The sequence below is a fragment of the Virgibacillus alimentarius genome (genome assembly GCF_017874635.1).
GTDB lineage: Bacteria > Bacillota > Bacilli > Bacillales > Amphibacillaceae > Virgibacillus_B > Virgibacillus_B alimentarius.
Genome location: NZ_JAGIKX010000001.1, coordinates 159,734 through 186,103, shown reverse-complemented (window position 1 = coordinate 186,103; position 26,370 = coordinate 159,734). Strand labels below are relative to the sequence as shown.

Below are 26,370 nucleotides of genomic sequence, written 5' to 3'. Positions count from 1 at the left end.
TGAAACATGAGTAGCAAAGGTTTTCCAAAGTACATCACTCTATTTTTCCTTTAAAAGTCTAAACTTTCCTGCTCTGGTTTTTCGGTTTTTTCAGCAGATTCATCTTCTTTTGTTTCATCCAGATTGTAATGTTGACGAATTGCATCATGAATTTCTGCCATCATATCTTCATTTTCTTTTAAAAATTGTTTTGCATTTTCGCGACCTTGTCCAAGCCTCTCCTCATTATAAGAATACCAGGAGCCGCTTTTTTTAATGATGTCTAATCCAGAAGCCATATCGAGTATTTCTCCTTCCTTTGAAATACCCTCTCCATACATAATATCCACTTCTGCTTGCTTAAATGGTGGTGCCACCTTATTTTTAACTACTTTTATTCTCGCTTTATTCCCTACCATATCGTTTCCTTGCTTCAGAGTTTCTGCACGTCGGACTTCTAATCGAACAGAAGAGTAAAATTTAAGCGCACGCCCACCTGGAGTTGTCTCAGGATTCCCAAACATAACTCCTACTTTTTCTCTGATTTGGTTGATGAAAACAGCCATTGTTTTCGATTTATTAATGACACCAGATAGTTTCCTTAGAGCTTGAGACATCAGACGTGCTTGCAAACCTACATGTGAATCTCCCATCTCTCCTTCAATCTCTGCTTTAGGAACTAATGCAGCAACTGAATCAACAACAATAATATCGACTGCACCACTTCGTACAAGGGCTTCAGCAATTTCTAATGCCTGTTCACCCGTATCAGGCTGCGATAACAATAGTTCTTCAATATTAACGCCTAGTGCCCGTGCATAATTTGGATCAAGAGCGTGCTCAGCATCAATAAATGCTGCTTGACCGCCTTGTCGCTGCGCTTCTGCAATCGCATGCAGTGCTACTGTCGTTTTACCAGATGATTCTGGTCCATATATTTCAACAACACGTCCTCTGGGATAGCCACCAATTCCAAGTGCTACATCTAATGCCAGGGATCCACTTGGAATTGTTGCAATTCTTTTTTCCGCTTGTTCACCTAATTTCATGATGGACCCTTTGCCAAATTGTTTCTCTATTTGTTTCAAAGCCATATCTAAAGCTTGTTTTCTATCACTCAACGAAACTACCTCCTTTAATTGACTATCTACTATGATACCTTGTTTTTTTCTATTTGCCAAGAATAAAACGAATAAATGTTCCTGTTTTTTTAGAACATTTGGCCATCAAAAATGAAATATATGTGAATCTTTCTACCTGAAAATTCATTTTTAAAACTTTTCTCGCTTTAAAATTGTTATTTTAGAAATTCAAATATTAATTCAAATCCCTTTAAGGTTGCTCTTTTTCGTATCGTATTTCGACCACCTTGAAATGACATCTTCTCCACTCTTTGATCTCCGTCTTCTGTACAAATAGCAATATAAACAGTTCCAGCATCGTGACCCTCAACAGGTTCAGGCCCAGCCACCCCAGTAAAACTAATTCCAATATGTGCATCTAATTTTTTACATATATTTTGAGCCATTTCCACTGCACATTCCTCGCTAACAGTACCTTTGCTTTTTATTGTTTCGGAAGAAACACCAAGTAAATTCTTTTTAACATTGGTATCATAGCAAACAATTCCTCCAAGACATACTTGTGAGGCACCTTCTATTGAGATTAGCTTTTCTGTAAACATGCCTCCTGTTAAACTCTCTGCAGCTGCGATTCGTTTTTTTTGAGCTTTTAGCAAAGAAAAAACTTTCGATTCTATGCTTTCCTCATCGATGCCATAGAAATAAGTACCGACTCTTGAAAGAATTTGCTCTTTGATTCGCTGCAATAAAAGATTTGCTTTCTCTTTTGATCTTTCTTTAGCAGTAAGGCGAATAATCACTCCATTATTTTGAGCCAAAGGAGCAATCGTTGGATTTGTCTGTGCTTGGATAATATCACTTAATTCATGCTCTAGCCTAGATTCACCGATACCTATAAAACGTAATACCATCGATTTAATAATCATTTCTTCACCGGTCAACTTTTTTAAATAGGGTATTACATGATCCTTTGTCATTTGTTTCATTTCTCGAGGAACCCCAGGTAAAAAAATCCATGATTTATTTTGATGCGAAACAATCATTCCCGGAGCCATTCCTGCATTATTTTGAAGGACTTGGGCTCCTTGAAAAACACGTGCTTGCCTGCGGTTATTAGGAGTCATTTCAGTACCTTGTTTTTCATAAAACTTCTCGATTTTTTTCATTGAAGGCGTGTGTTCTTCCATATCAAGTTCACTAATACGTTGAAACGCTTCACGTGTCATATCATCTTCCGTCGGACCTAGTCCACCCGTTACGATAATAACGTCTGAGCGTTGGTGAGCTTGGCTGAATATCTCTTCTACACGCATTAAATTGTCGCCAACTACAGCGTGAGAATAAACGTTAATACCGTATAATGATAATTGCTCAGATAACCACTGGGCATTTGTATTTGCAATTTGCCCAAGCAATAATTCTGTACCCACTGCGATAATTTCTGTTTTTAATTGTTTACTCATTTTGTATCCCTCATTACATGCCAATTTTTAGCAAAATAATCATATCCTGATAAGACTGTAAAGAATAAAGCTATATATAAAAGAATTGTATCAAACGGAAATGCTAAATAAGAGAAGGGAAAATTATGAAGTAACAGTGCTGCAATTGCAACAATTTGTGTCACAGTTTTCAGTTTTCCAAGTTTACTTGCTGCAAGCACAATTCCTTCACCTGCTGCCACGAGCCGAAGTCCTGTCACTGCAAATTCTCTACTGATAATAATAATAACAACCCAAGCTGGTGCTAATCCTAATTCAACTAGTAAAATTAAGGCAGCAGAAACAAGTAGTTTATCTGCAAGCGGATCTAAAAATTTCCCTAAATTTGTCACAAGATTATACTTGCGGGCATAATAACCATCTACCCAGTCAGTAGAAGATGCAAAGATAAACAGCAGGCCAGATGCAAAATGGGATATCGGAAGGTCGGCATTTCCAATATTCCATTGCCCCCATTCAAATGGGATGCTAAGCAGTAAAATAAAAATCGGAATTAAAAATATGCGTGATAATGTAATCTTATTAGGTATATTCATGTCTTTTCCTCCTAATTAAGGGCTGTCTTAATAGCACAGGGTCAGACCCCTCAAAAGGAAGTCAGACCCTTATAATACAGCACTCTATTCAGTTTTTTTGTTTAAATTAACCCAAATTTTTTGGTGTACGTATTCTTCCGGATCTACTGGGTATTCTAACTCTGTCCCATTTATTTCAATCGTTAGTGCAGGTGCATTTCCAATATTAAAATAAACTTTTTCTTCATCACTAATATCTATTTCTTCTGGAGACTCGTCTGGATTAATCATGCCCTCTAAATAATTTTCGCCACTTTCACCATCAATTTGAATATAAGTATCCCCATCTAAAGATAACTTAATGTTGACATTGTCCTTCAAGTTATTTAAATCAAGTTCAGATTCAGGAGAGCCTCCACTTCCTTCTTCAACCACACTAAACTCAGGTTTTTCGGAATCATTTTTTTTATCTTCTGTGTCATCGTTTCCTTCATCTTCATCATCTACATCTGTTTGATTATCATTACTTTCGCCTTCAGCATCTTCACTGTAAATAATTTCATCATTTTGTTCCGGTACTGGGTCAGGATTACTATTTGCAGTAGTTTTTTGATAAAAAACCCACGCAGCAAAAACAATTGCTATAACAAGTAAAACAACAATTAATGTGGGTATAAAAGAAAAATTAAACAGGTTGCTTCTTCCACGACGTTTTTCTCGATTTGACCGCTGCAAGCGTGTATATTCAATCTCATTTTCTTCTGTTGAAGGTACTTCACTTTTGTGTTCTTCCAGTAATTCACTCGGATTTAAACCAACTGCATTTGCATATTCTTTTATAAAAGCTCTAGCATAAAATTTCCCAGGCAAAATATGTAAATCGCCTTTCTCTATAGCTTCTAAATATCTTTTTTGAATTTTTGTTGTTTCTTGTAAACTTTCTAAAGATAACCCTTTTTCTTCTCTGGCTTCCTTTAATTTTGTTCCTATTTCCATATCCAACACCATCCATTTTAAAAGTCAAACATAGAAAAGCTATTCCCTTGACCGAATGGATTATTTTCAATCGGTTCATATGTAATTTCTTCATCCTCATGACTGCGCAATTCAATTATATAATCAAAGTCATCTAACGTATACTCCGTTGCCTGCACAAAAATATCTGGATGCTCAACTACTTTGATAGCGGGAAGTTGCATAATTTCCCGAATGAGTTGCCAATGCTTCTCATTGGAACGCCTTTTCGAGACAATACCATCGATAATATAAATATTGTCATTGCCATATTCGCCTTCAATTAACTGACTTCTCACTGTTTGTTTTAGTAAGGTACTTGATACAAACAACCAGCGCTTGTTTGCACAAACACTCGCTGCGACAACAGATTCTGTTTTCCCCACACGAGGCATCCCGCGTAATCCGATGAGTTTATGCTCTTCTTTTTTATATAATTCAGCCATGAAATCGACTAATAATCCTAATTCATCCCGAACAAAACGTACTGTTTTACGATCGTCAGCATCCCTGTGGATGTATCTGCCATGTCTAACGGCTAATTTATCTCTCAGTTTAGGCTTACGTAATTTTGTCACCTTAATAATTTCCATCATGTCTAAGACCGATTTTAAACGGGTGATTTGTTCATCATGTTTTGCGAGCAACAACATAACCCGCTTTGAATGCTCTACCCCATTTATGGTAATAATATTTATAGACAGCATTCCTAATAAAGAAGAGATATCCCCGAGTAAACCAGGACGGTTATATTGAATTTCATATTCAAGGTACCATTCTGTTCTTTCCATAATTAACTCCTTTATTTTATACATTCATTTTATGATACTCAATCATTTGTATGAAAGCAATCTATATTATATAATAAATGATTTTTCAGTTAGTGAAAAGGATTATGGATTTTAAATGATAGTTTTTTTCATTTATTTTTAAAAATGAAAAAGAAGCCGTAATAGCTATCCGGCTTCTTTTCCTATATCATTGTGAATTTCCTTCATTTTGTACGAGCTTCACCATCGCACTAGCAAGAGCTTGCTGTTCATCTTCTGAAGCAGCATTCCAAAGTTCTCTTAAAACTGCTTCTTCCTCATTTTTAGCTTCAACACTTTGCGAAAGATAGTCTCCTACTTCATGAGCCACATTCGTAATTGTTTCTTGACTCATTCCTTGTGCTTGCGCTTGATTGAGCTTATTAGCTAAAAATTCCTTCCACGTTTCAAAATTATCTAAGACTGACATCCATCTGCCTCCTTCAGTTTTTTTCACATATAGTATTTGAATTTATAATCAATTTATACAGGATGAAGGAGTTTTTTAAGTTTACCATCCGCCAGTCATACCAATTATTTCTCCTTGGATATAATTAGCATTTTCATCTAATAAAAAGCTAATCGTATGTGCAATTTCACTGGGCGTTCCCGCACGGTTCATTGGGATTTCTGATAAAACCATTTTTTTCTCTTCTTTTGATAAGTTATGATTCATTTTTGTATCAATAAAACCCGGACTAACAGCATTTACAGATATCCCACATGGAGCAACCTCTTTTGCCAATGCTTTAACAAAACTATTTTGCGCCCCCTTAACCGCTGAATAAATAACCTCAAAGCTCGCGCCAACACTACCCCAGATAGATGTGATTAAAATGATTTTTCCAGCTCTTTTTTGAATCATTGCTGGGAGTAGATGCCGTGCAATCATCCAAGGCGCCTTTACATGCAAGGTTAACATTTCATCCATTGCTTTTTCCGATGTATCTTGAAATAACCCATAAAAAGCTGCACCACTTGCAAAAATAATATAGTCAACAGGATAAACAATTTGAATTAACAAGTTCTTTATTTCTTCATTATTAAAGAGATCAGCTTGCATCGTTGTTAAAACGCAATTATGATCAAGTTTATTGATAAACTCATCAATCTTTTCCCGGTTTTTATTATAATGGAGCAATAATTGATAACCGTCCATTGCCAGTCTGTCAGCAATTGCTATTCCAATGTCACCACTAGCTCCAATGATTAATACATTTTTCCCCATAAGTACTCCTTATTCCGCTATTATTTCACAAACAGCCAGACGCTCTTCATCTATCCAATTTTGAACAAAGGAATTCACATCATCAAGTGTCAATGACTGAATAAAAGGTATTAACTCAAAAAAATCAATTCCCTGTGTATGATAGTGAATACATTGGTTCGCAATATACTCTAATGAGTTCATGGCCCGTAATAATTGACCTATTTTCTTTCTCTTCATTACCATAAATTCATCAGATGTGAAGGAAGCTGTTTTGGTACTTAATAGCATTTGTTTTACTTTTTGTGCAAATTGTTCTGGCTGATGTGTATTGCCGCCAATGATGGAATAACCGAAATTTTTTTCTAAAGTGGATTCAAAATAAAAACTCTCATCTATAAGCGCTTCATTATACAACGCCTGATAAAATCTTCCACCTTTTGAAAAATAATAATCCAAAACCATCCCTTGCAATAAGTCTTTTACTAAAAACTCTTTTGAATTAAATTCCTCTGAGGATTCTTTGATACCTACTGCACACTTAGGAATTGAAACCGGCATGTTGATTATACTTTTTTTCTTAGCAACATTGACTGGTTCATCTGGAAATTCGCGCTTAAGACCTTTCATTTTAGTGAATTCTTTTTCTGCTTGATTACGTTTTATGAAATCCATCATGTTTTCTGCGTCGAAATTCCCTGCGATACAAAGAGTCATGTTCTCTGGATGATAAAATGTATGATAACATGTGTATAAGTCTTCTTTTGTTATAGAGTGGATAGACTCCACTGTACCAGCTATATCAATGTTAACCGGATGATTTTGAAACATACTTCTAAGCGTCCCCATAAAAGATTGCCAATCAGGCTGATCATTATACATCTCTATTTCTTGTGCAATAATTCCCTTTTCTTTTTCTACGGATTGTTCTGAGAAAAAAGGATCTTGAACAAAATCTAATAGTGTTTTTACATTTTCTTGAATATTACTTGTCGCTGAAAATAGATAAGCTGTTTTTGTAAAAGAAGTATATGCATTTGGAGATGCTCCCTGTTTCCCGAAATCTGCAAATACATCACGATCTTCTTTTTCAAATAGCTTATGTTCCAAAAAATGAGCAACACCTTCAGGCACTGTTATTTGGTTTTCTTCTCCAATAGGTACGAAAGTTTGGTCTATGGAGCCATAATTCGTAGAAAACAAGCCATACGTTTTGGCCATTTCTTGTTTAGGTAATAATAAAACGGTAAGTCCGTTTTCTAATTTTTCAAAATACAACACTTCATCAATGATATCATACTTTTTTCTATCCAATCTATTTTCCTCCCTTACCTGTTAATAAATAAACTGTATCTTCTTCGATTTTTTCAGCTATATTGATGACCTGTTCTTTAGTTACTTGCTTAATATTATTAATTAACTGATCAGGTGTGATTTCTTTATTTCCTAATACTTGTTGATATAGAAGTTCAATCATCCCTTGAGGATGATCCATTGTTTCAAGCAATTGGTTGATAATTAACTCTTTCGTTTCCTGTAGTTCTTCTTCTGTAAATTCTCCATTTTTCATTGCAGTTATTTGTAATTCAATAATTTCTTTTGCTTTTTCATAATCTTCTGCGGCAATGCCACTAAAGACAAGCAATAAACCTTTATGACTTTCAATTCTGGAAGCAGCATAATAAGCTAAGCTGTTTTTCTCTCGAACATTAATAAATAATTTAGAACTAGGAAAACCGCCAAAAATTCCATTAAAAACATGTAATGCGAAATAATCATCATCTTGATAGGTGCAATGAGTTCGATATCCAATATGTAGTTTTGCTTGTTGTATATCTTGCTTTTCTATAACTACATTAGGCTTTTCTTGTTTGTCTACAGAAAGTGAACTTGAGTGTTGTACGACCGGCTCACTTCGCTTTCTTTGCAGCATGGTTGTTGTAATATGCTTTTTAATTTTTTCCTGATCAAAGTCCCCTAATACATAAATATCAAGGTGATCCTCCCTCATTAACTGTTGATAGTAATCGTATAAATTTTCAGGCGTTATGGAGTTAAGGTCCTCTTCGTAACCATGTACATGTAATTGATATGCTTCTCCTTTACACATTTCATCAATCAGCCGCATATTAGCATAACTCATTTTATCATCGATAATAGCATTCATCTTCTGTCTTAGGGTTTCTGTTTCACATTTAAAAACATCGGTATTAAACGCATTTCCCTGTACGTTTGGATGGAATATTACTTCAGTTAATAATTCGATCGCATCATCGAAAATAGAAGATTCATTTGGAATAAATTTCGGATTGGCCAATTCCATACGCATACTAAGAATATGGTTATCTCCCTTTTTTGCTCCATCAATGGATAGGACGGCGCCATATAAATCATCCAATTTTGACTGTATCGCTTTTCTGCTTGGATAATTCTTTGTCCCTTGTCTTAAAATATAAGGGAGAAGAGCTCGCTTGGTGATTGTCTCGCGAGTTAAAGGAGCTTTAAATTTAACAACAATATTCATTGTTTTATATTTTTTACTAGGTACTAAATGTAATTTTACTCCATGATGTTCTGATACCTCTTCAGTAATTTTATTCATCCTAAATCCTCCAGTTCTTTTCGCAATATGAAAGGTAATTATCATTACTGCTATAGTCTGCACTTTTTTTCCATCTACTAATCATTATAAGCTACGTATGGATATAATTTCTATCATCCAATGTTAATAAACATTAAAAAGCGGATTTGTTATCATCATGAATAACAAATCCGCTCTTGCAATATTATAATTTTTCCATACGTTTCCTTAAAACATGAAAACTAAAAATATCAGGCCGAAAATAGTTAGCTGAATATAAGACCGCTTCATCGTCTGCGGTGTAATGCATTTGTTTTAGCAATAAAAGTGGCTGTTCAGGGTCACAATCAAGATAATCATAAATTCGATCATGATAGCCAATTGGTTCAATATATGTTACAGCATAAGCAATTTGTTTGTTTGCATATTCTTCCATCACTCCGAATAAAGAATCTTCTTTATGGACAGTGTCTATGGGAATTAGCCCTTTGGGTACCTTGTCAATACAAAACACAACAGGCTGATTATCCGCAGTACGTACACGTTCAATTTTTGCGATACGATCCAGTTTTGTTGAGGAAAATTTTTTTCGGTCCTCTTCAGTTGGTTCTTGATACGCTGAACTTAAATACCGCGTTCCGGCCACTTTTCCAGATTGTTCAATCATATACGTAATACTGTTTAGTTCTTCGATACCTGATGAAAAAATTGGTTTCGGATTAACAAAAGTCCCAACCCCATGCCGTCTAATAATAATATTATCTTCTTCTAGTATTCTTAGCGCTTCTCGTAATGTAGCCCGAGAAACCCCTAGTAATTTCGATAGTTGAAATTCAGAGGGCAGCTTTTCCCTCTCTTTATAGGTACCATTCTCAATATCCCGTTTAATTTGATCGATAACTTGCAAATATAAATGGCGTGAATTATTTTTAATCGCTATAAAGAATCCCTTCCTTCAACCTCTTACAAAATCAAGACTTTTGACCCAAGACTATTATACCGTTAAATATAACATGTTTACTTATTTAAATAAAGCTGATTTTACCTATTTTTAAAATTTATGAAAAAGTGTTTGGAATAAGTAGACCACAACTAAAAAAGGACAGGTAGATGAAGAAATAAACTGTCCTTTTACTTATCTACTTCAGATAAAAGAAGCTTCTATCATTTGACGTGAAGTTGATTTTCATCTGAAGACTGTGAAACTAATACCGTTCTTGGCTTACTTCCTTCATAAGGTCCTACTATTCCTCTATCTTCCATCGCATCAATTAAACGGGCCGCTCTTGTATAACCAATTCTGAACCTTCTCTGTAACATGGAGACACTCGCACTTTGCATTTCAGTTATAAGCCTGACAGCATCCTCGTATAATTCATCATCCACTTCAGCAGTAACCTCATCTATTTCTTCAGGTATCATTTCTTCTTGATAGGAAGCTTTTTGTTGATCAATACAATGATCTACAATGCGCTCTACCTCTTCATCTGATAAAAATGCACCTTGTACACGTGTTGGTTTGGATTCTCCTACTGGCATAAACAGCATATCTCCACGACCTAAGAGCTTTTCTGCGCCGCCGGAATCCAAAATAGTCCTTGAATCTGTAGCTGAAGAAACACTAAAAGCTATACGGGATGGAATATTAGCTTTAATCACACCCGTTATAACGTCTACAGATGGACGCTGTGTAGCAATAATTAAATGTATTCCTGCAGCCCTCGCCATTTGTGCAAGACGTGTAATAGAATCTTCTACATCACTTGAAGCTACCATCATTAAATCAGCTAGTTCATCTACTAAAACTACTATATATGGCAAATGAGGCTGCTCATCATCCGTAACCTGATTTTGCTTTCTGATATATTCATTATAGCCCTCAATGTTCCTCGTTCCGGTCTCTGAAAATAATTCATATCGTCGCTCCATCTCAGATACTACTTTTTTCAATGCTCTTGATGCCTTTTTTGGATCTGTCACAACGGGGGCTAATAAGTGAGGTATACCATTATAAACGTTTAACTCCACCTTTTTAGGATCAATCATCATCAATTTTACTTCATGTGGTTTTGTGCGCATAAGTATGGTAGTAATAATACCATTCACACAAACACTTTTTCCGCTGCCTGTAGCACCTGCGATTAACATATGAGGCATTTTATTTAATTCTCCTACAATAGCCTCTCCTGATATGTCTCTCCCTAATGCAAATAGCAATTTTGACTTTGACGGTTGTTTTGTCGTAACTTCAAGAACCTCTCGCAAAGAAACCATTGCAACTTCTTGATTTGGCACCTCAATCCCAACTGCTGATTTACCAGGTATTGGTGCTTCTATTCGAATATCCTTTGCAGCCAAAGCAAGCGCTAAATCGTCGTGCAAACTGACAATTCTACTAACCTTTACACCTGCGTCAGGATAGACTTCATATTTTGTCACGGCCGGTCCAACATGCACTTTTGTAATTTTTGCTTTTACCCCAAAACTATGAAATGTACGCTCCAGCTTTCGAACAGTAGATTGAATGTGAGATTTTTCATGCTGCTGCGAATTGTTTGCGGGCTCAGTCAGCAAATCAAGTGGTGGAAGAATATATTCATAGTTTTCCGTTTCAGTCATTGGAAGTGGGATACTCTCCTCATCCGAAGAATCTTCCGCATTTTTATCTTCTGAAACTATATTTTCAGATTTACTAGAAGGTGGATCAAAGGAGCTGGCAACATCGGTGAAATCCTGAATAACCGGTATTGCAGATTCATCACTGTTATTTTGTAAATCCTGATCATCTTCAAGCAGTTTATCTAATTCTTCTCCAGGAGCAGCTTGTCTATTATCGCGAAATTCAATTAAACGCGACTTGAATTTTTTTCCCATCAAGGCAATACTTTTTCCAATCTTCGCGAAAAACTCTCCTAAAGAAAATTCAGTCATAAAGATGAATCCTATAATTACAGAAAAAACAGCAACTATTTTCGCACCTATCGAGGAAAAAAGATAATAACAAAAAGCAAACAAAACTCCTCCTAGCATCCCCCCACCCGTCTGTGCTGACGTACCATGTCCATTTACATAAACTAATAGATTATCCCATGTTGCTTTGATAATAGAAGGATTGTCTGCCTCCATTAGCAATCTCTCAAATGTTTGAATGTGCGTTAAAAGCAAGATGCCCAGAAAGCTAATATAGAAACCGACTAATTTTCTATTAAAAAAATCAGGATAACGGCGCTTTACTAATAAAAAAATTCCAGTAACTAATAAAAAAACAGATGCAATAAAATACCATATACCTAAAAAGAAATGAAAAAGATATTCTAATCCTCCAGGAATCGCACCATCACTTATAGCACTTGCACCACTGCCAAAAACAGCTAGGAAAATAAATAGAAGGCCTAATAACTCAGTTTTCAGTTGTTTTTTTAAGTGCTTTTTTCTTTTTTTTCGTTTTTTCTTTGCCACAGCTATCACCTCAGTTTCCGGCATGAACATGAAACCCCTGCCCTATAAAAATTGGCAAGGGTTTACTTAATTATAAATTATATCCATTATATCATATTCCATAAAGATGTTTGCACCTTAGGATAAAATAGTTCCCGGAGTAAAATTGGAATTTAAAAAATCTTGGGGATCAGTGGAAAGAAGCTGCAATAATTGATAAGATCCATCTTTTCTTTTCTCTACATATAATTCCATACCGTGATAAGAAACCCATTGGCGATTGTTGAAAGAATCATTAGAATCCGGAAAAATATCTGTCTGTGATAATGGCGTGTATAAAATCATTGTATCACCGTCTTGTTGTTGTCATTATCATTTTCAATTAATTCGTTTACTTTTTTCATCGCTTCCTTAACACCGCCTACATCATCAATAAGACCGTACTCAACCGCATCAGACCCCACTACATTCGTACCAATATCTCTCGTTAAATTTCCCTTCGCAAACATAAGTTCTTTAAACTTCTCTTCTTTTATATTTGAGTGATTTGTAACAAAATTGATAACTCTTTCTTGCATTTTGTCCAAGTATTCAAAGGTTTGAGGAACCCCAATAACCATTCCAGTTAACCTTACCGGATGAATAGTCATTGTAGCGGTAGGGACAATATAGGAATAATCTGTTGCTACTGCAATTGGAACACCGATAGAATGACCCCCACCGAGCACGATGGATACTGTTGGTATTGAAATGGAAGCAATCATTTCGGATAGCGCAAGGCCCGCTTCCACGTCTCCCCCCACTGTATTAAGCAAAATTACAAGCCCTTCAATTTTAGGATTTTGTTCGATTGCAATGAGTTGGGGAAGTAAGTGTTCATATTTTGTTGTCTTATTTTGTGGCGGTAATTGTATATGTCCTTCTACTTGTCCTATAATTGACAAAACATGAACATTTGAATCTGGGGCTTGTGGTACATTCGATTGTCCTAACTGTTGTATTTTTTGAACCAATGAGGAAGAATTGGACTTATCCTCTTCTGTTTGCCCTTTTCTTTCTGAATCTTTATCCATACAAAAACACTCCCTCTTGTATATTTATAGCCTATAAATAGTATGAACAATTGGAAGTATTACATACAACAATTAGAGCAAAATAAAAATATCGGCATAAATCGCCGATATTTTTAGTCATTTATTAATGCTTTCAAGCCACTTTTTTCTTGATTTGTCAACGGTACCAATGGTAATCGAACTCCTCCTACCTGAATACCTTTCATTTCCAAAGCTGCTTTCACAGGAGTGGGGGATGGTGCCGTGAATAACCCTTTCATAACAGGAAGTAATTTTCGGTGCGAAGAGGCTGCAGCATTTACATCTCCCCTTCGAAATGAATGGACCATTTGATTCATTTCATTTCCAATAATATGAGAAGCGACAGAAACTACACCATCTGCTCCAAGCGCGAGCATTGGTAATGTCATCCCATCATCACCAGCATATACAGAAAAATGATCATCTGTATTTTCAATGATGTCAGAAACTTGATCAAGGTCACCACTTGCTTCTTTTACGGAAACAATATTTTCAATTGAACTTAATTGAATAATTGTTTCTCCACTTAAATTAACAACAGATCGCCCTGGAATGTTATACAACATAATTGGTAAACTTGTCGCTTGTGCTATTGCAGTAAAATGTTCATAAAGCCCACGTTGACTAGGTTTATTATAATAAGGACATACAAGCATGATACCGTCAACACCACATGCCTCTGCTTCTTTTGTAAGATCAATGGAGGCAGCAGTATTATTCGTTCCAGTACCAGCAAGTACGGGGACTCGTTTGTTTACAATATTAACTACATGTTTGAACAGCTTAATCTTTTCATCTTGTGACAAAGTAGCTGATTCACCAGTTGTTCCAGCAATTACTAAACCTTCAGTCCCACTTTTAAGAAGATGGTCAATTAAAATACTTGTTCTCTCGAGGTCGATATTTCCCTCAAGGTCAAATGGCGTTACCATTGCCGTTAATACATTACCAAAATCCATCAAATCGCTCCTTTCTCCCGTAATATCTTATACGAGAGATTTACTGTTGCTTAGTTCAAACACTTCATGCAAAGCATTCACCGCTTTTTTTAAATCTTTTTCATGGACAAGAACCCAAATTGTTGTATGACTATCTGCAGACTGTAAAATTTGTACATTAGCCTCTGTCAAAGCTTGAACAATTCTTGAAGCCACACCTGGCACTCCCGTCATGCCAGCACCAACTGCAGATACTTTTGCGCAATTTTCTGTAACCTCGGCTTGAAAACCTAATGTATCTAATATATGAACCGCTTTTTCTGTAAATTCTTTTGGTACCGTATAAATAACGCCAGAAGGCGATATATTGATAAAGTCCACCGAAATCCCAGCTTCAGCCATTGCCTTAAAGACATCCGATTGAAGCCGATAAACACCTTCTTTTGTCTGGACCCTAAGTTGTGTGATGGAGGAAATATGCGCAATTCCTGTTATTAGACGATCTGGTATATCCACACCCATTTCCTGTACTCTTGAGGCCGTAACCAAAGTTCCTTCATCAAAGGAATAGGTCGATCTTACCCGCATAGGGATTTTCGCTTGCATGGCGATTTCAACAGCACGTGGATGAACTACTTTTGCTCCCTGATACGCTAAATTACAAATTTCAGTATACGTAACAACATTTAAAGGTCTTGCTGATTTCACAACCCGCGGATCTGCAGTCATTATTCCGTTGACATCCGTAAAAATCTCAATACGCTCTGCTTGCAGTGCAGCACCAAGGGCTGCGGCAGTCGTATCACTGCCTCCACGTCCGATAGTTGTTATTTCACCAGATTCTGTTTGCCCCTGAAATCCCGCAACAACTACAACGTCATGGTCTTCAAATTCTTTTCGAATCCTTTCTGGATTGACCTTTTTAATTTTGGCCTGTGTAAAATCATCATTCGTTACAAATCCAGCTTGCGCACCAGTTAAAGCCGTCGCAGAGATATGGTGTTTTTGTAATTCGTTGGACAAGACAACAGAAGATATTGTTTCACCACAAGACATCAACAAATCAATCTCCCGATTAGAATTTTGATTTGCTGGAAAATCGACTAAATCCAATAATGTGTCTGTTGCATAAGGATCAGGTTTCCTACCTAATGCTGAAACAACCACAACAAGTTTATACTCTTTCATTAAAGCATCTTTTATATGTTTAATTACATGATTTCTGTTTTCTTCAGTTTGTACAGAAGTTCCCCCGAATTTTTGAATTAAAATCTGCAATGTGTGAACACCTCTACCCTTTTATGAATCTCATTATAACCAATTATTTTTAATTAAGCTTTCTGCGATCTGTACTGTATTTAAAGCAGCACCTTTTACTAGGTTATCTGAAACTACCCAAAGATGGAAACCTTTCTTATTATCCAAGTCTTTTCGAACTCTTCCTACAAAAACTTCATCCTTGTTTGCAGCACTTAACGGAGTTGGATATGTTTGTGTGCTAGGATTATCTTCTAAAATAACCCCTTCGGCTCCATCTAGAACTTTCCATATATCATTAACTGTTAACCCATCTTGATTAACTTCTATATAAACACTTTCTGCATGTGAGGTAAAGAATGGCAGTCGTACGCAAGTAGCTGCTACAGGTAATTCTTGTGCATGCATGATTTTCTTTGTTTCATTAATCATTTTCATTTCTTCAAAAGTATAACCATTTTCACCGAATACATCGATCTGTGGAAGAGCATTAAATGCAATTGGGTAATGATTTTTATCTCCCCCAACTGGCAACAATTCTGCCTTCATTTCTTCATTATTCAAATACTGCTTTGATTGCTCTTCCAATTCATTACATGCTGCATTACCTGCACCTGACACAGCTTGATATGTTGAAACGATAACACGATTTAAACCATATGCTGATTGAATAGGTTTTAATGCTGCCACCATTTGAATTGTTGAACAATTTGGATTGGATATTAATCCTTTATGATTTTTTAAATCACCTTCATTTACCTCTGGTACAACAAGCGGTACTCCTTCATCCATTCGATACGCACTTGTGTTATCAACAACTACTGCTCCAGCGTCTACTGCTTTTTTTGCTAATTTTTTTGAAATAGAACCCCCGGCTGAGAAGAAGGCAATATCTACTCCAGTGAAGCTATCTGGAGTAGCTTCCTCCACAGTGACCTCCTCATTGTTAAACAAGATCTTTTTCCCAGCTGATCTTTTAGAGGATAAGAGTTTTAAAGATTCAATGGGAAATTGCCTATCCTGTAAAATGGTTAAGATTTTTCCACCTACAGCACCTGTTGCTCCTACAATCGCTACATTATATGCTTTTTTTCCTGACATTTTAATAACTCCTTTCACAATGGATATCTTATTACCTTCATCATCTTTAAAATATTCCTAGTTTCTTATTCTATCATACTTTCATCAATATGCGGAATGATAACAGGTTGAATTTGTTTATATTCAAGAGCTGATTCAATCGTATCAGGGATTAATTCCATATTAGAAACTAAAGAATTGGGTTTTTTGTAGGGATCATCTTGACCATATGGGATAAAATATACAAGTTTTGTTGCCATTAAGCGCATTAAATTAACACCATTTAATCCAAGTGCATCATTTGTGGAAATTCCGAGTACAACTGGACTTTGATTTCGGAGTGTAGCTTTTGCTGCCATTAACACAGGTGAATCTGTCTGTGCATTTGCCATTTTACTTAGTGTATTTCCAGTTAATGGCGCTATCACCATACAATCCAGGGGATATTTAGGACCTAATGGCTCCGCTTCAGGCATTGTTGTAATTACTTTTTTTCCTGTAATGGATTCAATTGTTGCTATATGATCTGCAGCCTTACCAAATTTAGTATTGGTGGTTCTTACAGAGTAAGTTACAATTGGAACTACATCTGCCTTTGCATCGATTAACTTTTGTAACTGTGGAAACACTTCATCATAGGTGCAATGAGAAGCAGTTATTCCAAAACCAATTCTTTTTCCTTCTAACGACATGCTATTTTCCCCTTTCTTCTTGCAAAATTTGTTTAATAACATCCGCCAAGATTTTTCCAGATGTTTTGGGTGCTACAATACTAGGTAAGCTAGGGGCTAAAATTGCTTTAATTCCCCGTTTTTTGGCAAATTCAAAATCTGTTCCTCCAGGTTTTGAAGCTAAATCAATAATCAGTCCGTGCGTTGGTAAATTACCAATAGAGTTTTTATTGATAATAGGAGCTGGGACTGTATTAATTAGTAAATCACACTGATTTGTGTGTTCATGTAACTCATGTAAAGGAATAGCTGTTAGACCCATTTCGGTAATTCTTGCCAAATCAGTGATGTTATTAGCACTAACTGACACTTTAGCCCCAAAAGCAGAAAATTTATTTGCAACAGTATTTCCTACACGTCCAAAACCAACTACAATAATCCGTGATGAATGGATCGTATAATCCGTATTCTCAATGGCCATCATAATTGCTCCCTCTGCAGTTGGTATGGAGTTAAAAATGGCCACATCATCACGGTTTAATAAAGGGATTAATGATACATCTGCCTCTTTTGTTGCATCGGTTAAATATTCGTTTGTTATTCCTGTAAATACAAGGGAGGATCTCTTAAGTTTTTTGAACCACTCTCTTGTTAATTGTACTGGCTGATCTGAGAATACAGTATCAACGTTACCGGTATCATCTGTGCCTGTAATTGGCAAGATGATGACATCTAAATTGGATTGTTTTAGATCTTTGAAATCAATTTGTTTTAAACCAGTGAATCCTTGCTCTAATTTGTCAAAACCCACAAGAATAGTAGTCGTATTAGGAAGAGCTTTTAATTGACGAATTAATTCTAAATATCTTCCGTCACCACCTATTATGGCTATTAATCGATCCATGATTGTATACACCCTCCAAATATACTTTATTTCTTTTTTGCTCTGATTACTTTATAGCTTATGTTTTGATAGGCTATTAGTGATTAGTTATTTGATAAAAAATCGAGTAGAGGGAAAAGTTAAGTAACTTTTCGCCCCTCACACCACCGTACGTACATACGATTCCGTATACGGCGGTTCAATAGTTTGAGTGTAGGAGCTGGTATTGTAGAGCGATATCTTTATATCCTCTTGATGCCAGTTCTTTATCTGTCAATGAACGGTGGTGAATATGGCTTGTGCCGGATTTTCTAGAATCGCTTCGGGTTGACGGCCACGGTTGCGCTTGGTGATCCGTTTGAGTTTCTCACCTACTTCCCAGTGTTTAAAGAACTTGGGATTTTGTTTTGCAATTCTACCCAAAAAGTGTTCTGCCTTTTTCTTGTGACAGGTAAGCCTCTTATATTTCCTTTTGCGTCCAGCTTCCTTCAGCCTTACGATAGCCACCTTGCCTTTCGCTAACAGTTCCTACTGCTAAGCCTGTAGTGGACTTTTACCACCAAGTATTCGTCCATGCAGGGCGCACGAAAAAAGGACGAGTACCTTCGTAAACGGTAATCGTCCTTATGTAGACCTTTTCATGCAATTTTAAGTTATTCTGCATCAATCATAATCATATCTTCTCCAATTTTTTGAATATCTTCCCAGTAAATTCTCGTTTCTTCACCTTCCTTTTTTAAACCAAACCACTTATAGTTCGGTATGATAAATGATTTAATTTGCCCTGAATGAATATCTATTTCTAAATCCGTTTGTCCTAATATTCCTAATCTCGACCCATGGTTTACATTTACTATTTCCTTTCCGCTAATTTCTTTATAACGCATTCCCATCGCCTCCAGTCTGAAAAAGGGATTAATATATATATATGAACATTAAAAAAACCTATGTATAAAAACATAGGTTAGTTCGCTTCCTGTGGTGCTATTAAAGCCTTCGAAGATGTCTGCTTAAATGTTTTTGTAATTACATTGTGAATAGATTCATGATTAACAGCATCAATTTCCTGTATCATTTCATCTAATGTACGGTGTCGATGCAGCAATAACTCATTTCTTCCGTTTCTGCTCATACGGCTATTCGTGCTTTCTAGACTTAACATGAGATTTCCTTTTAATTGCTCTTTACTATTATTTAGTTCTTTATCTGTCAAACCGGATTTAATTAGCTGATCAACCGTTTGATAAATCGTGTCTTGCAAAACAGGTAATTGATCCTTTCCTGTTCCGGCATATATTGTTAATAATCCATTATCCAAGAATGAAGAATGATAGGAAAAGACCGCATAAGCAAGTCCTTGTTTTTCACGGACTTCCTGAAATAATCTTGAACTCATACTCCCGCCAAGAACATTATTCATAATAATCAAACTGTATACATTACTGTTGCCAATTGGCAAGCCATCATACCCTAAACATAAATGAGCTTGCTCTGTATCTTTATTCCTTACAATATTATTTGCCAGAAAAGTTGGCTTCAACATGTTTGTTTGCTGATTTTTGGACTGAAAGTGCCCAAAGTAGCTTTCAACCTTACGAATGAAAGACGTATCTGTATTGCCGGCAACAGAAATAACTATATTTTCAGGAGTGTAGCACTCTTTCATATAATTGCGTAACGTTTCTGGTTTAAACGTTTTCAGGTGCTCCTCTGTTCCAAGAATAGGATACCCTAATGGATGTTCCCCGTAAGAAGCTTTTGCTAATAAATCATGAACAATATCATCCGGTGTATCTTCATACATTTTGATTTCTTCAAGAACAACTTTTTTCTCACGCTCCATTTCTTCTTCATCGAAAGAAGAGTGAAAGAACATATCAGCTAAGATTTCCAAAGCGTAATCCTTGTGTGTATCTAGCACACGCGCGTAAAAACATGTATACTCTTTCGATGTAAATGCATTTACTTGGCCGCCTATGGAATCAAAAGCTTCTGCTATATCCTGTGCTGATCTCGTTTTTGTCCCCTTAAAAAACATATGCTCTAAAAAATGGGATATTCCATTATTTTCTGTTGTTTCATTTCTGGATCCAGTTAATACCCAAATCCCTATTGTTACAGAACGGACAGCCGGTATATTTTCCAATACGATTCGTAGTCCATTGTTGCAAGTATGCTTCTCTATCAAAATATTGCCTCCTAAATCAATTGTATGTAATGTAATTAATTTATATTTCTCTTTCTTCGTTTAGCAGTTGCTCAATAGTTCCAATTTTGTATCCTTTCTTTTTTATATCCTTAATTAATGGTGACAGTCCTTCTACAACAGAAGAAGTTGGATGCATTAAAATAGTTGCTCCAGGATGAATATCAGTCATTACCCGATTCATCATAACAGAAACAGAAGGATTCTTCCAATCGATTGTGTCAACTGTCCAAAGTATTGTTTCCATTTTTAAATTATGTGCTGTTTTTACAACATTATTCTTAAAGCTTCCACTAGGGGGAGCAAACCACCTTGGAGTCTTATCAATAATAGCTTCAATAATTGTATTGGTTTGGGTTATCTGCTGGATGATTTCTTGATTCGATAGACGAGCCATATCAGGATGATTATAAGCGTGATTTCCTATTAAATGTCCTTGTTCATTTATCATTTTAACAAGATCTGCATTTTTTTTCGCCCATTCCCCTTCAATAAAAAATGTCGCTTTTACGTTATGCTCATTTAAAGTATCTAATATTTCAGGAATATGTTCTTCTCCCCATGATACATTTATTAAAAATGCCACCATTTCCTTTTCGGGATGACCTCGATAAACAGGTGAAGCCGGTAATTCCCTAAATTGTACTTTTGGAGGGATTTGCTTATAAACAAGTTTTGATTCATCAAAATTTCCTTCCTTTTTCATTTGTTTATATGACTCCTCAACATCTACCTCTACCCCATTTCTCCCCGGTGTTTTTTTCCAGATTTTATCAACGGTTGCATTCTGCGGTTCTTTAGAATACTTGGATTTTTTTTGTTTTATTTCTTGATATAATGGATCCTTTGTTTTTGTAACATGAACAACTTGATGGGATAATTTTCCAACATCATTTTTAACAAATGGATTATAGTCTATGTCAAAAGCCAGTAGAACAATTAGTATGAATACACATAATTGAACAATCTTGCGATATCGATACATTATAGCCCTCCTCTCATACATATTCATATGAAAAAGAAGGACAAGATATGAGACATATGTAATACAGTTTAAACCAAAAGTATGTATCCTACCTTGACAGCTACTCGTTTAAAACATTAAAAAAGAAACTGACATTGCAGCTTCTTGTTTCGTTAATTATTATGATTTGGATCTTTCTTGTCTTTCCCTTTCCTCTTTTAAAACAGCTTTACGGGAAAGATTGACTCGACCTTGATTATCAATTTCTTTTACTTTAACCATAATTTGGTCGCCAATAGATACAACATCTTCCACTTTCTTCGTCCGTTCTTCGGCTAATTCAGAAATATGGACTAAACCGTCTTTGCCTTTAAATAATTCAACAAAAGCGCCAAATTTCTCAATTCGCTTCACTGTACCTAAATACATCTCACCAACTTCAACTTCTCGTACAAGATCATTAATAATTTTTTTCGTTTTTTCATTCATCTCGGCATCTGCAGATGAGATAAATATACTTCCATCTTGTTCAATATCAATCTTGACACCAGTTTCTTCGATTATTTTATTAATTTGCTTTCCACTTGGTCCAATAACATCACGAATTTTTTCGGGTTTAATTTTCATCGTTAATATTTTTGGTGCATACTCCGACAGTTCTGCATTCGGTTCTTTAATCGTTGCAAGCATTGAATCTAGGATGTGCATCCGGCCTGTTTTAGCTTGACTTAATGACTCTTCCAATATTTCTTTAGACAAACCGTCAATTTTAATATCCATTTGTAGTGCGGTAACACCTTTTGCAGTCCCAGCTACCTTGAAATCCATATCTCCTAGTGCATCTTCCATTCCTTGAATATCCGTTAAAATAGCGTAATCTTCTCCTGTTTTAACAAGACCCATAGCAATTCCTGCTACTGGCGCTTTAATCGGAACTCCAGCATCCATCATTGCTAACGTACTTGCACAAATACTAGCCTGAGATGTGGAACCATTGGATTCCAATACTTCGGAAACGAGACGAATTGTGTACGGGAATTCTTTATCCGATGGAATTACTTTCTCAAGAGCACGTTCCCCAAGTGCACCATGGCCAATTTCGCGACGACCTGGTCCCCGAATTGGTCCTGTTTCACCTACACTATATTGAGGGAAGTTGTAATGATGCATAAAACGCTTTGATTCTTCTAAATCAAGCCCATCCAATATTTGTACGTCACCTAGTGCGCCAAGTGTACATACACTTAATGCTTGGGTTTGTCCACGTGTAAATAATCCGGAGCCATGTGTCCGTGGTAGAATACCCACGCGTGAAGAAAGCGGGCGGATTTCGTCAAGCTTACGTCCATCTGGGCGTACATTTTCTTGCGTGATCAGACGGCGGACTTCATCCTTGACCATCTTATCTAAAACAGATTTAACTTGTTGAATTATTTCTTCCTCTTCTTCATCATATTCTGTTAAAATTTCTTCTTTTACTTTATCAATAGCTTCTTCCCGAGCGTGTTTTTCTTGAACTTGTATAGCTTCAACTAACTTTTTTTCAGCTTTTGATTTCACATTTGCTGAAAATTCTTGGTCGCTTTCAAATAAGGGAACATCTAATTTTTCAAGACCAACCGCACGAATCATTTCTTCTTGAAATTCTACTAAGCGAACAATTTCCTTGTGGCCAAACATAATTGCATCTAGCATGATTTCTTCAGGAATTTCCTGTGCCTCAGCTTCCACCATATTAATCGCATCTTTCGTACCGGCAACTGTTAAATCGATATCACTTTTCTCTTGTTCCTCGATCGTTGGATTAATGACGAATTCTCCATCAATTCTTCCTATATTAACCCCTGCAATCGGTTCTTCAAATGGAATATCCGAAATACTAAGTGCAATCGATGAGCCGATCATAGCGGCGATTTCAGAAGAACAATCCTGATCAACACTCATAACCGTACTGATAACCTGTACTTCATTTCGAAACCCATCAGGAAATAGTGGCCGTATTGGTCGGTCAATTAACCGAGATGATAAAATTGCTTTTTCACTCGGTCTGCCCTCTCTCTTAATAAAACCTCCGGGAATTTTACCTACCGCATATAACCGTTCTTCGTAATTAACTGTTAAAGGAAAAAAAGGTAAATCTTTTGGTTCTTTTGATGCTGTAGCTACAGATAATACAGATGTATCACCATAGTGGACCATACAAGCACCATTAGCTTGTTTTGCCAATTCTCCAATCTCAACGATGAATTGTTTACCGCCAAGTTTTGTGGAGAATACGTGTTTTTCTTCTGCCATTACTATTTTATCTCCTTTCATTAACATTCTATCCTACATTTTATAGTTTATAGCCATGAATGTAAATAAAGTGTTTAAAGTATAAAAAAAGCAGGATTTCTCCTGCTTTTTTAAATATTATCGGCGTAAGCCTAATTTTTTAATCAGGTCACGATAGCGAGTAACGTCTTTTTTACGTAAATAGTTAAGTAAATTACGACGTTTACCAACCATTTTTAAAAGTCCGCGACGTGAATGATGGTCTTTTTTATGAAAACGTAAATGTTCGTTTAATGTAGTAATTTCCTCCGTAAGAACTGCTATCTGAACTTCTGGAGAACCCGTATCATTATCATGAACTTTAAACTCATTAATAATTTCATTTTTACGTTCTTTTGTCATTGCCATTTCAAGCCACCTCCTACTTATATATATATCCCCATTCCCCTCGCAAACGTCGGAGCATCGATTTGCCAAGCGATGGTTCACTTGTTTAGGTTACATGTTTTTCATGGAAATTGCAAGTGGAAAATACATTATTTCACTTTATTCTTGTATTGAAAAATAGTGACGTATTTTTTTTTCATCGTTTTCTATTTGTTTAACTAGCTGATCGACTTGGTCAAATTTTTCTTCGTCACGAATAAATGCATGCCACTCTATTTGCAGTTCTTCACCATAGAGATCATTATTGTAATCAAATATGTTTACCTCAATTCTTGGCTGGGATAGATCTGGCGTAAATGTGGGGTTTGTGCCAAGATTTGCCATTCCCTCGTATACTTCATTTTTATAGAGAACTTTCACGGCATAGATACCTGTTTTTGGTAATAATGCTTCAGGGTTAACTCTAAGATTGGCTGTAGGAAAACCAATTGTTTTTCCACGTTTATCCCCATCAATCACAATTCCGTAAGTGGAAAAATGCCTGTTAAGTAAATCGTTAACACGTTCAACATTTCCTGCGTCAAGAAGTTTTCGTATTCGGGTAGAGCTAATTTTTTCACCGTTTGCTTCTATTTTATCAATTGTGGAAAACATGAATGCATCCCTTGATTGTGATTGAATCGTATTCATATCACCTTTCCCTTTATGGCCATAGGAGAAGTCAAACCCTGCAACTAAATGCTTTATATTCAACCCAATAATAAAGTGATCAATAAATTCTTGCGGTGATAACATAGACAACTCTTTATTAAATGTAATGATATAAAGTCTGTCAACGTTCAAACGCTGTAATATTTCCTTTTTCTCACGCAGTGGAGTGATATACTGAATTTGTTTTTTTTCTTTTTGCAGGACAACAGAAGGATGTGGATGAAACGTTATGACTGCACTTTCCATATTCACCTTTCTTGCTTCTGTGACAGCAGTTTGAATTACTCTTTGATGTCCTCTATGTATTCCATCAAAAAATCCTATAGCGCTTACTGTTTCGGGTAGCTCCTCTAAAACTAATGTATGAGGATAAGATAATTCAATCGTTCTCATATTATTTCACCTACATTTCTTTCATCCATTAAAAACGCGAACCGGTTTAATTAGGTTAGGCTTTTCTGGATGTACTTGATATATTGCTAACAATTGGTTATGGAACAAAACGATAAATGGATCAGTATCTACAATTTGTTCAGGTCTGGGAAGTTTTTGTCCGAATTGAATAGCTTTTTTCATTGTTTCATCAACATTTAGACAATTTAAATGCAGCAAACCTTTAACGATTGGTAATAATAATTGATTTTGTTTGTCCATTAAAGATGCTCGCTCTATTGTTTTAAAGGTTACTGCTTCATCCTTCGTAAATGAACCTGTTTGAATCCGGACTAAATCACTCATATGAGCTGGGTAACCTAAATGTTTGCCTATGTCTACGCATAATGTTCGTATATACGTTCCTTTCGAACAAATTACTTGAATCCGAAAAGAATGATTTGTTTCTTTACTTGATGGTATTCTCTTTATTTCATGAATAGTGATTTGTCTTGAGGGACGTTCTACTGTTTCATTCGCCCTCGCATATTCATATAGTCTTTTTCCTTTCACCTTAACTGCAGAATACATAGGAGGTATTTGTATGATATCTCCTACAAAAGATTTCAGCGTATTTTCAATTGATTGATTCGATGGCGGGGAAGTTATCTCTTTTTGTTCAATAACCCTGCCCTCTCTATCTTCCGTCTCCGTTGAAGTTCCTAGCATTACTTCTGCAATATACGTTTTTTTTGTTTCCATTAAGTAAGGAACTATTTTCGTTGCTTGACCGATACATATTGGTAATACCCCTTCTACTTGCGGATCCAGGGTTCCTGTATGCCCCACCTTTTTCGTATGAAATAAGCGTCGAATTTTCATCACACAATCATGTGATGTCAATCCTTTTGGCTTCCACAATGGTAATATACCATTCATCTGTGTAACCTCCAAAATAAAACGTTTTGTACATTCCTTTAACGCATACGGAAAAATCTGACCCTGTTTAATCATCAAACGAGTCAGATTGTTTCACGTATTTATTCTTTTAAATCACGTAAAAGTTTTTCGATTCTTGTTCCGTGTTCTTGTGCCTCATCATACTCAAACATTAACTCTGGCGTTTTCCTTAGGCGGATCCGTTTTCCGATTTCAGAACGAATGAACCCTTTCGCTTTAGCTAATCCTAAAAGAGAATCCTGTTTTTCTTCCTCATTACCAAGAACAGAGATAAATATTTTAGCTTGTTGCAAGTCCCCTGTTACTTCAACGTCTGTAACGGTGACAAAACCCACCCTTGGATCTTTTATTTTTCGGGTAAGAATATCCCCCAGTTCTTTTTTCATTTGTTCAGCTACTCGATTTGCACGTAAATCACTCATTTAAGTCACCTCTATAAGAACAAA

The 26,370-nt window shown here is 36.0% G+C and carries 26 protein-coding genes; all 26 read right to left on the bottom strand.

Features of this window, described 5'->3' with window-relative positions; genetic code table 11:
• Positions 1–50 precede the first annotated feature (50 nt).
• Entirely contained in the window at positions 51–1,100 is a 1,050-nt protein-coding gene (gene recA, locus J2Z81_RS00960) for a recombinase RecA (protein WP_226370528.1), read from the bottom strand.
• A gap of 176 nt (positions 1,101–1,276) precedes the next feature.
• Entirely contained in the window at positions 1,277–2,524 is a 1,248-nt protein-coding gene (locus J2Z81_RS00955; protein ID WP_029271273.1) for a competence/damage-inducible protein A, read from the bottom strand.
• A complete protein-coding gene (pgsA, locus tag J2Z81_RS00950; RefSeq protein WP_029271275.1) occupies positions 2,521–3,099 on the bottom strand; it encodes a CDP-diacylglycerol--glycerol-3-phosphate 3-phosphatidyltransferase in 579 nt (192 codons plus the stop codon). Before pgsA ends, J2Z81_RS00955 begins: the two co-directional genes overlap by 4 nt.
• Positions 3,100–3,183: 84 nt before the next feature.
• A complete protein-coding gene (locus J2Z81_RS00945) occupies positions 3,184–4,074 on the bottom strand; it encodes a helix-turn-helix domain-containing protein (RefSeq protein WP_226370527.1) in 891 nt (296 codons plus the stop codon).
• A 17-nt stretch (positions 4,075–4,091) separates the two neighbouring features.
• A complete protein-coding gene (locus tag J2Z81_RS00940) occupies positions 4,092–4,883 on the bottom strand; it encodes a DUF3388 domain-containing protein (protein WP_029266590.1) in 792 nt (263 codons plus the stop codon).
• A 187-nt stretch (positions 4,884–5,070) separates the two neighbouring features.
• Positions 5,071–5,331, bottom strand: a complete 261-nt coding sequence (locus tag J2Z81_RS00935) for a DUF3243 domain-containing protein (RefSeq protein WP_029266588.1) — start codon at positions 5,329–5,331, stop codon at positions 5,071–5,073.
• Between the two features lie 81 nt (positions 5,332–5,412).
• Complete coding sequence (ymfI, locus tag J2Z81_RS00930) at positions 5,413–6,129, bottom strand: elongation factor P 5-aminopentanone reductase (RefSeq protein ID WP_029266586.1); 717 nt, start codon at positions 6,127–6,129, stop codon at positions 5,413–5,415.
• A gap of 9 nt (positions 6,130–6,138) precedes the next feature.
• Positions 6,139–7,422 carry an EF-P 5-aminopentanol modification-associated protein YfmH gene (gene yfmH, locus J2Z81_RS00925; RefSeq protein WP_029266584.1) on the bottom strand — a complete coding sequence of 428 codons (1,284 nt, stop codon included), beginning with the start codon at positions 7,420–7,422 and terminating at the stop codon, positions 6,139–6,141.
• A gap of 1 nt (position 7,423) precedes the next feature.
• Positions 7,424–8,710 (bottom strand): EF-P 5-aminopentanol modification-associated protein YfmF, encoded by a 1,287-nt coding sequence (gene yfmF / locus J2Z81_RS00920; RefSeq protein WP_226370526.1) that lies wholly within the window; start codon positions 8,708–8,710, stop codon positions 7,424–7,426.
• 184 nt (positions 8,711–8,894) lie between these two features.
• Positions 8,895–9,629 (bottom strand): GntR family transcriptional regulator, encoded by a 735-nt coding sequence (locus tag J2Z81_RS00915; RefSeq protein ID WP_029266580.1) that lies wholly within the window; start codon positions 9,627–9,629, stop codon positions 8,895–8,897.
• 224 nt (positions 9,630–9,853) lie between these two features.
• Entirely contained in the window at positions 9,854–12,172 is a 2,319-nt protein-coding gene (locus tag J2Z81_RS00910) for an FtsK/SpoIIIE family DNA translocase (protein ID WP_226981175.1), read from the bottom strand.
• A gap of 93 nt (positions 12,173–12,265) precedes the next feature.
• Entirely contained in the window at positions 12,266–12,472 is a 207-nt protein-coding gene (locus tag J2Z81_RS00905) for a YlzJ-like family protein (protein ID WP_029266576.1), read from the bottom strand.
• The gene (locus J2Z81_RS00900; RefSeq protein WP_029266573.1) at positions 12,469–13,200 is read right to left on the bottom strand and encodes a ClpP family protease; all 732 of its coding nucleotides are present in this window, start codon (positions 13,198–13,200) and stop codon (positions 12,469–12,471) included. Before J2Z81_RS00900 ends, J2Z81_RS00905 begins: the two co-directional genes overlap by 4 nt.
• A gap of 113 nt (positions 13,201–13,313) precedes the next feature.
• Positions 13,314–14,180 (bottom strand): 4-hydroxy-tetrahydrodipicolinate synthase, encoded by an 867-nt coding sequence (dapA, locus tag J2Z81_RS00895; protein ID WP_029266572.1) that lies wholly within the window; start codon positions 14,178–14,180, stop codon positions 13,314–13,316.
• Between the two features lie 27 nt (positions 14,181–14,207).
• Positions 14,208–15,437 carry an aspartate kinase gene (dapG, locus tag J2Z81_RS00890; RefSeq protein WP_226370525.1) on the bottom strand — a complete coding sequence of 410 codons (1,230 nt, stop codon included), beginning with the start codon at positions 15,435–15,437 and terminating at the stop codon, positions 14,208–14,210.
• A gap of 33 nt (positions 15,438–15,470) precedes the next feature.
• On the bottom strand, positions 15,471–16,517 hold the full coding sequence (asd, locus tag J2Z81_RS00885) for an aspartate-semialdehyde dehydrogenase (protein WP_029266568.1): 1,047 nt from the start codon (positions 16,515–16,517) through the stop codon (positions 15,471–15,473).
• Positions 16,518–16,582: 65 nt separating this feature from the next.
• Positions 16,583–17,188 (bottom strand): dipicolinate synthase subunit B, encoded by a 606-nt coding sequence (dpaB, locus tag J2Z81_RS00880; RefSeq protein ID WP_029266566.1) that lies wholly within the window; start codon positions 17,186–17,188, stop codon positions 16,583–16,585.
• 1 nt (position 17,189) lies between these two features.
• A complete protein-coding gene (gene dpaA / locus J2Z81_RS00875) occupies positions 17,190–18,071 on the bottom strand; it encodes a dipicolinic acid synthetase subunit A (RefSeq protein ID WP_029266564.1) in 882 nt (293 codons plus the stop codon).
• Between the two features lie 632 nt (positions 18,072–18,703).
• On the bottom strand, positions 18,704–18,937 hold the full coding sequence (locus tag J2Z81_RS00870; protein ID WP_029266560.1) for a YlmC/YmxH family sporulation protein: 234 nt from the start codon (positions 18,935–18,937) through the stop codon (positions 18,704–18,706).
• Between the two features lie 77 nt (positions 18,938–19,014).
• A complete protein-coding gene (locus tag J2Z81_RS00865) occupies positions 19,015–20,238 on the bottom strand; it encodes a M16 family metallopeptidase (RefSeq protein ID WP_029266558.1) in 1,224 nt (407 codons plus the stop codon).
• Positions 20,239–20,278: 40 nt separating this feature from the next.
• On the bottom strand, positions 20,279–21,241 hold the full coding sequence (locus J2Z81_RS00860; protein WP_226370524.1) for a polysaccharide deacetylase family protein: 963 nt from the start codon (positions 21,239–21,241) through the stop codon (positions 20,279–20,281).
• A 159-nt stretch (positions 21,242–21,400) separates the two neighbouring features.
• Entirely contained in the window at positions 21,401–23,515 is a 2,115-nt protein-coding gene (gene pnp, locus J2Z81_RS00855) for a polyribonucleotide nucleotidyltransferase (RefSeq protein ID WP_029266556.1), read from the bottom strand.
• A 117-nt stretch (positions 23,516–23,632) separates the two neighbouring features.
• Entirely contained in the window at positions 23,633–23,902 is a 270-nt protein-coding gene (rpsO, locus tag J2Z81_RS00850) for a 30S ribosomal protein S15 (protein ID WP_029266553.1), read from the bottom strand.
• A 138-nt stretch (positions 23,903–24,040) separates the two neighbouring features.
• A complete protein-coding gene (locus J2Z81_RS00845) occupies positions 24,041–24,985 on the bottom strand; it encodes a bifunctional riboflavin kinase/FAD synthetase (RefSeq protein WP_029266550.1) in 945 nt (314 codons plus the stop codon).
• Between the two features lie 21 nt (positions 24,986–25,006).
• On the bottom strand, positions 25,007–25,903 hold the full coding sequence (truB, locus tag J2Z81_RS00840) for a tRNA pseudouridine(55) synthase TruB (protein ID WP_226370523.1): 897 nt from the start codon (positions 25,901–25,903) through the stop codon (positions 25,007–25,009).
• A 101-nt stretch (positions 25,904–26,004) separates the two neighbouring features.
• Positions 26,005–26,346 carry a 30S ribosome-binding factor RbfA gene (gene rbfA / locus J2Z81_RS00835; protein WP_029266546.1) on the bottom strand — a complete coding sequence of 114 codons (342 nt, stop codon included), beginning with the start codon at positions 26,344–26,346 and terminating at the stop codon, positions 26,005–26,007.
• Positions 26,347–26,370 lie beyond the last annotated feature (24 nt).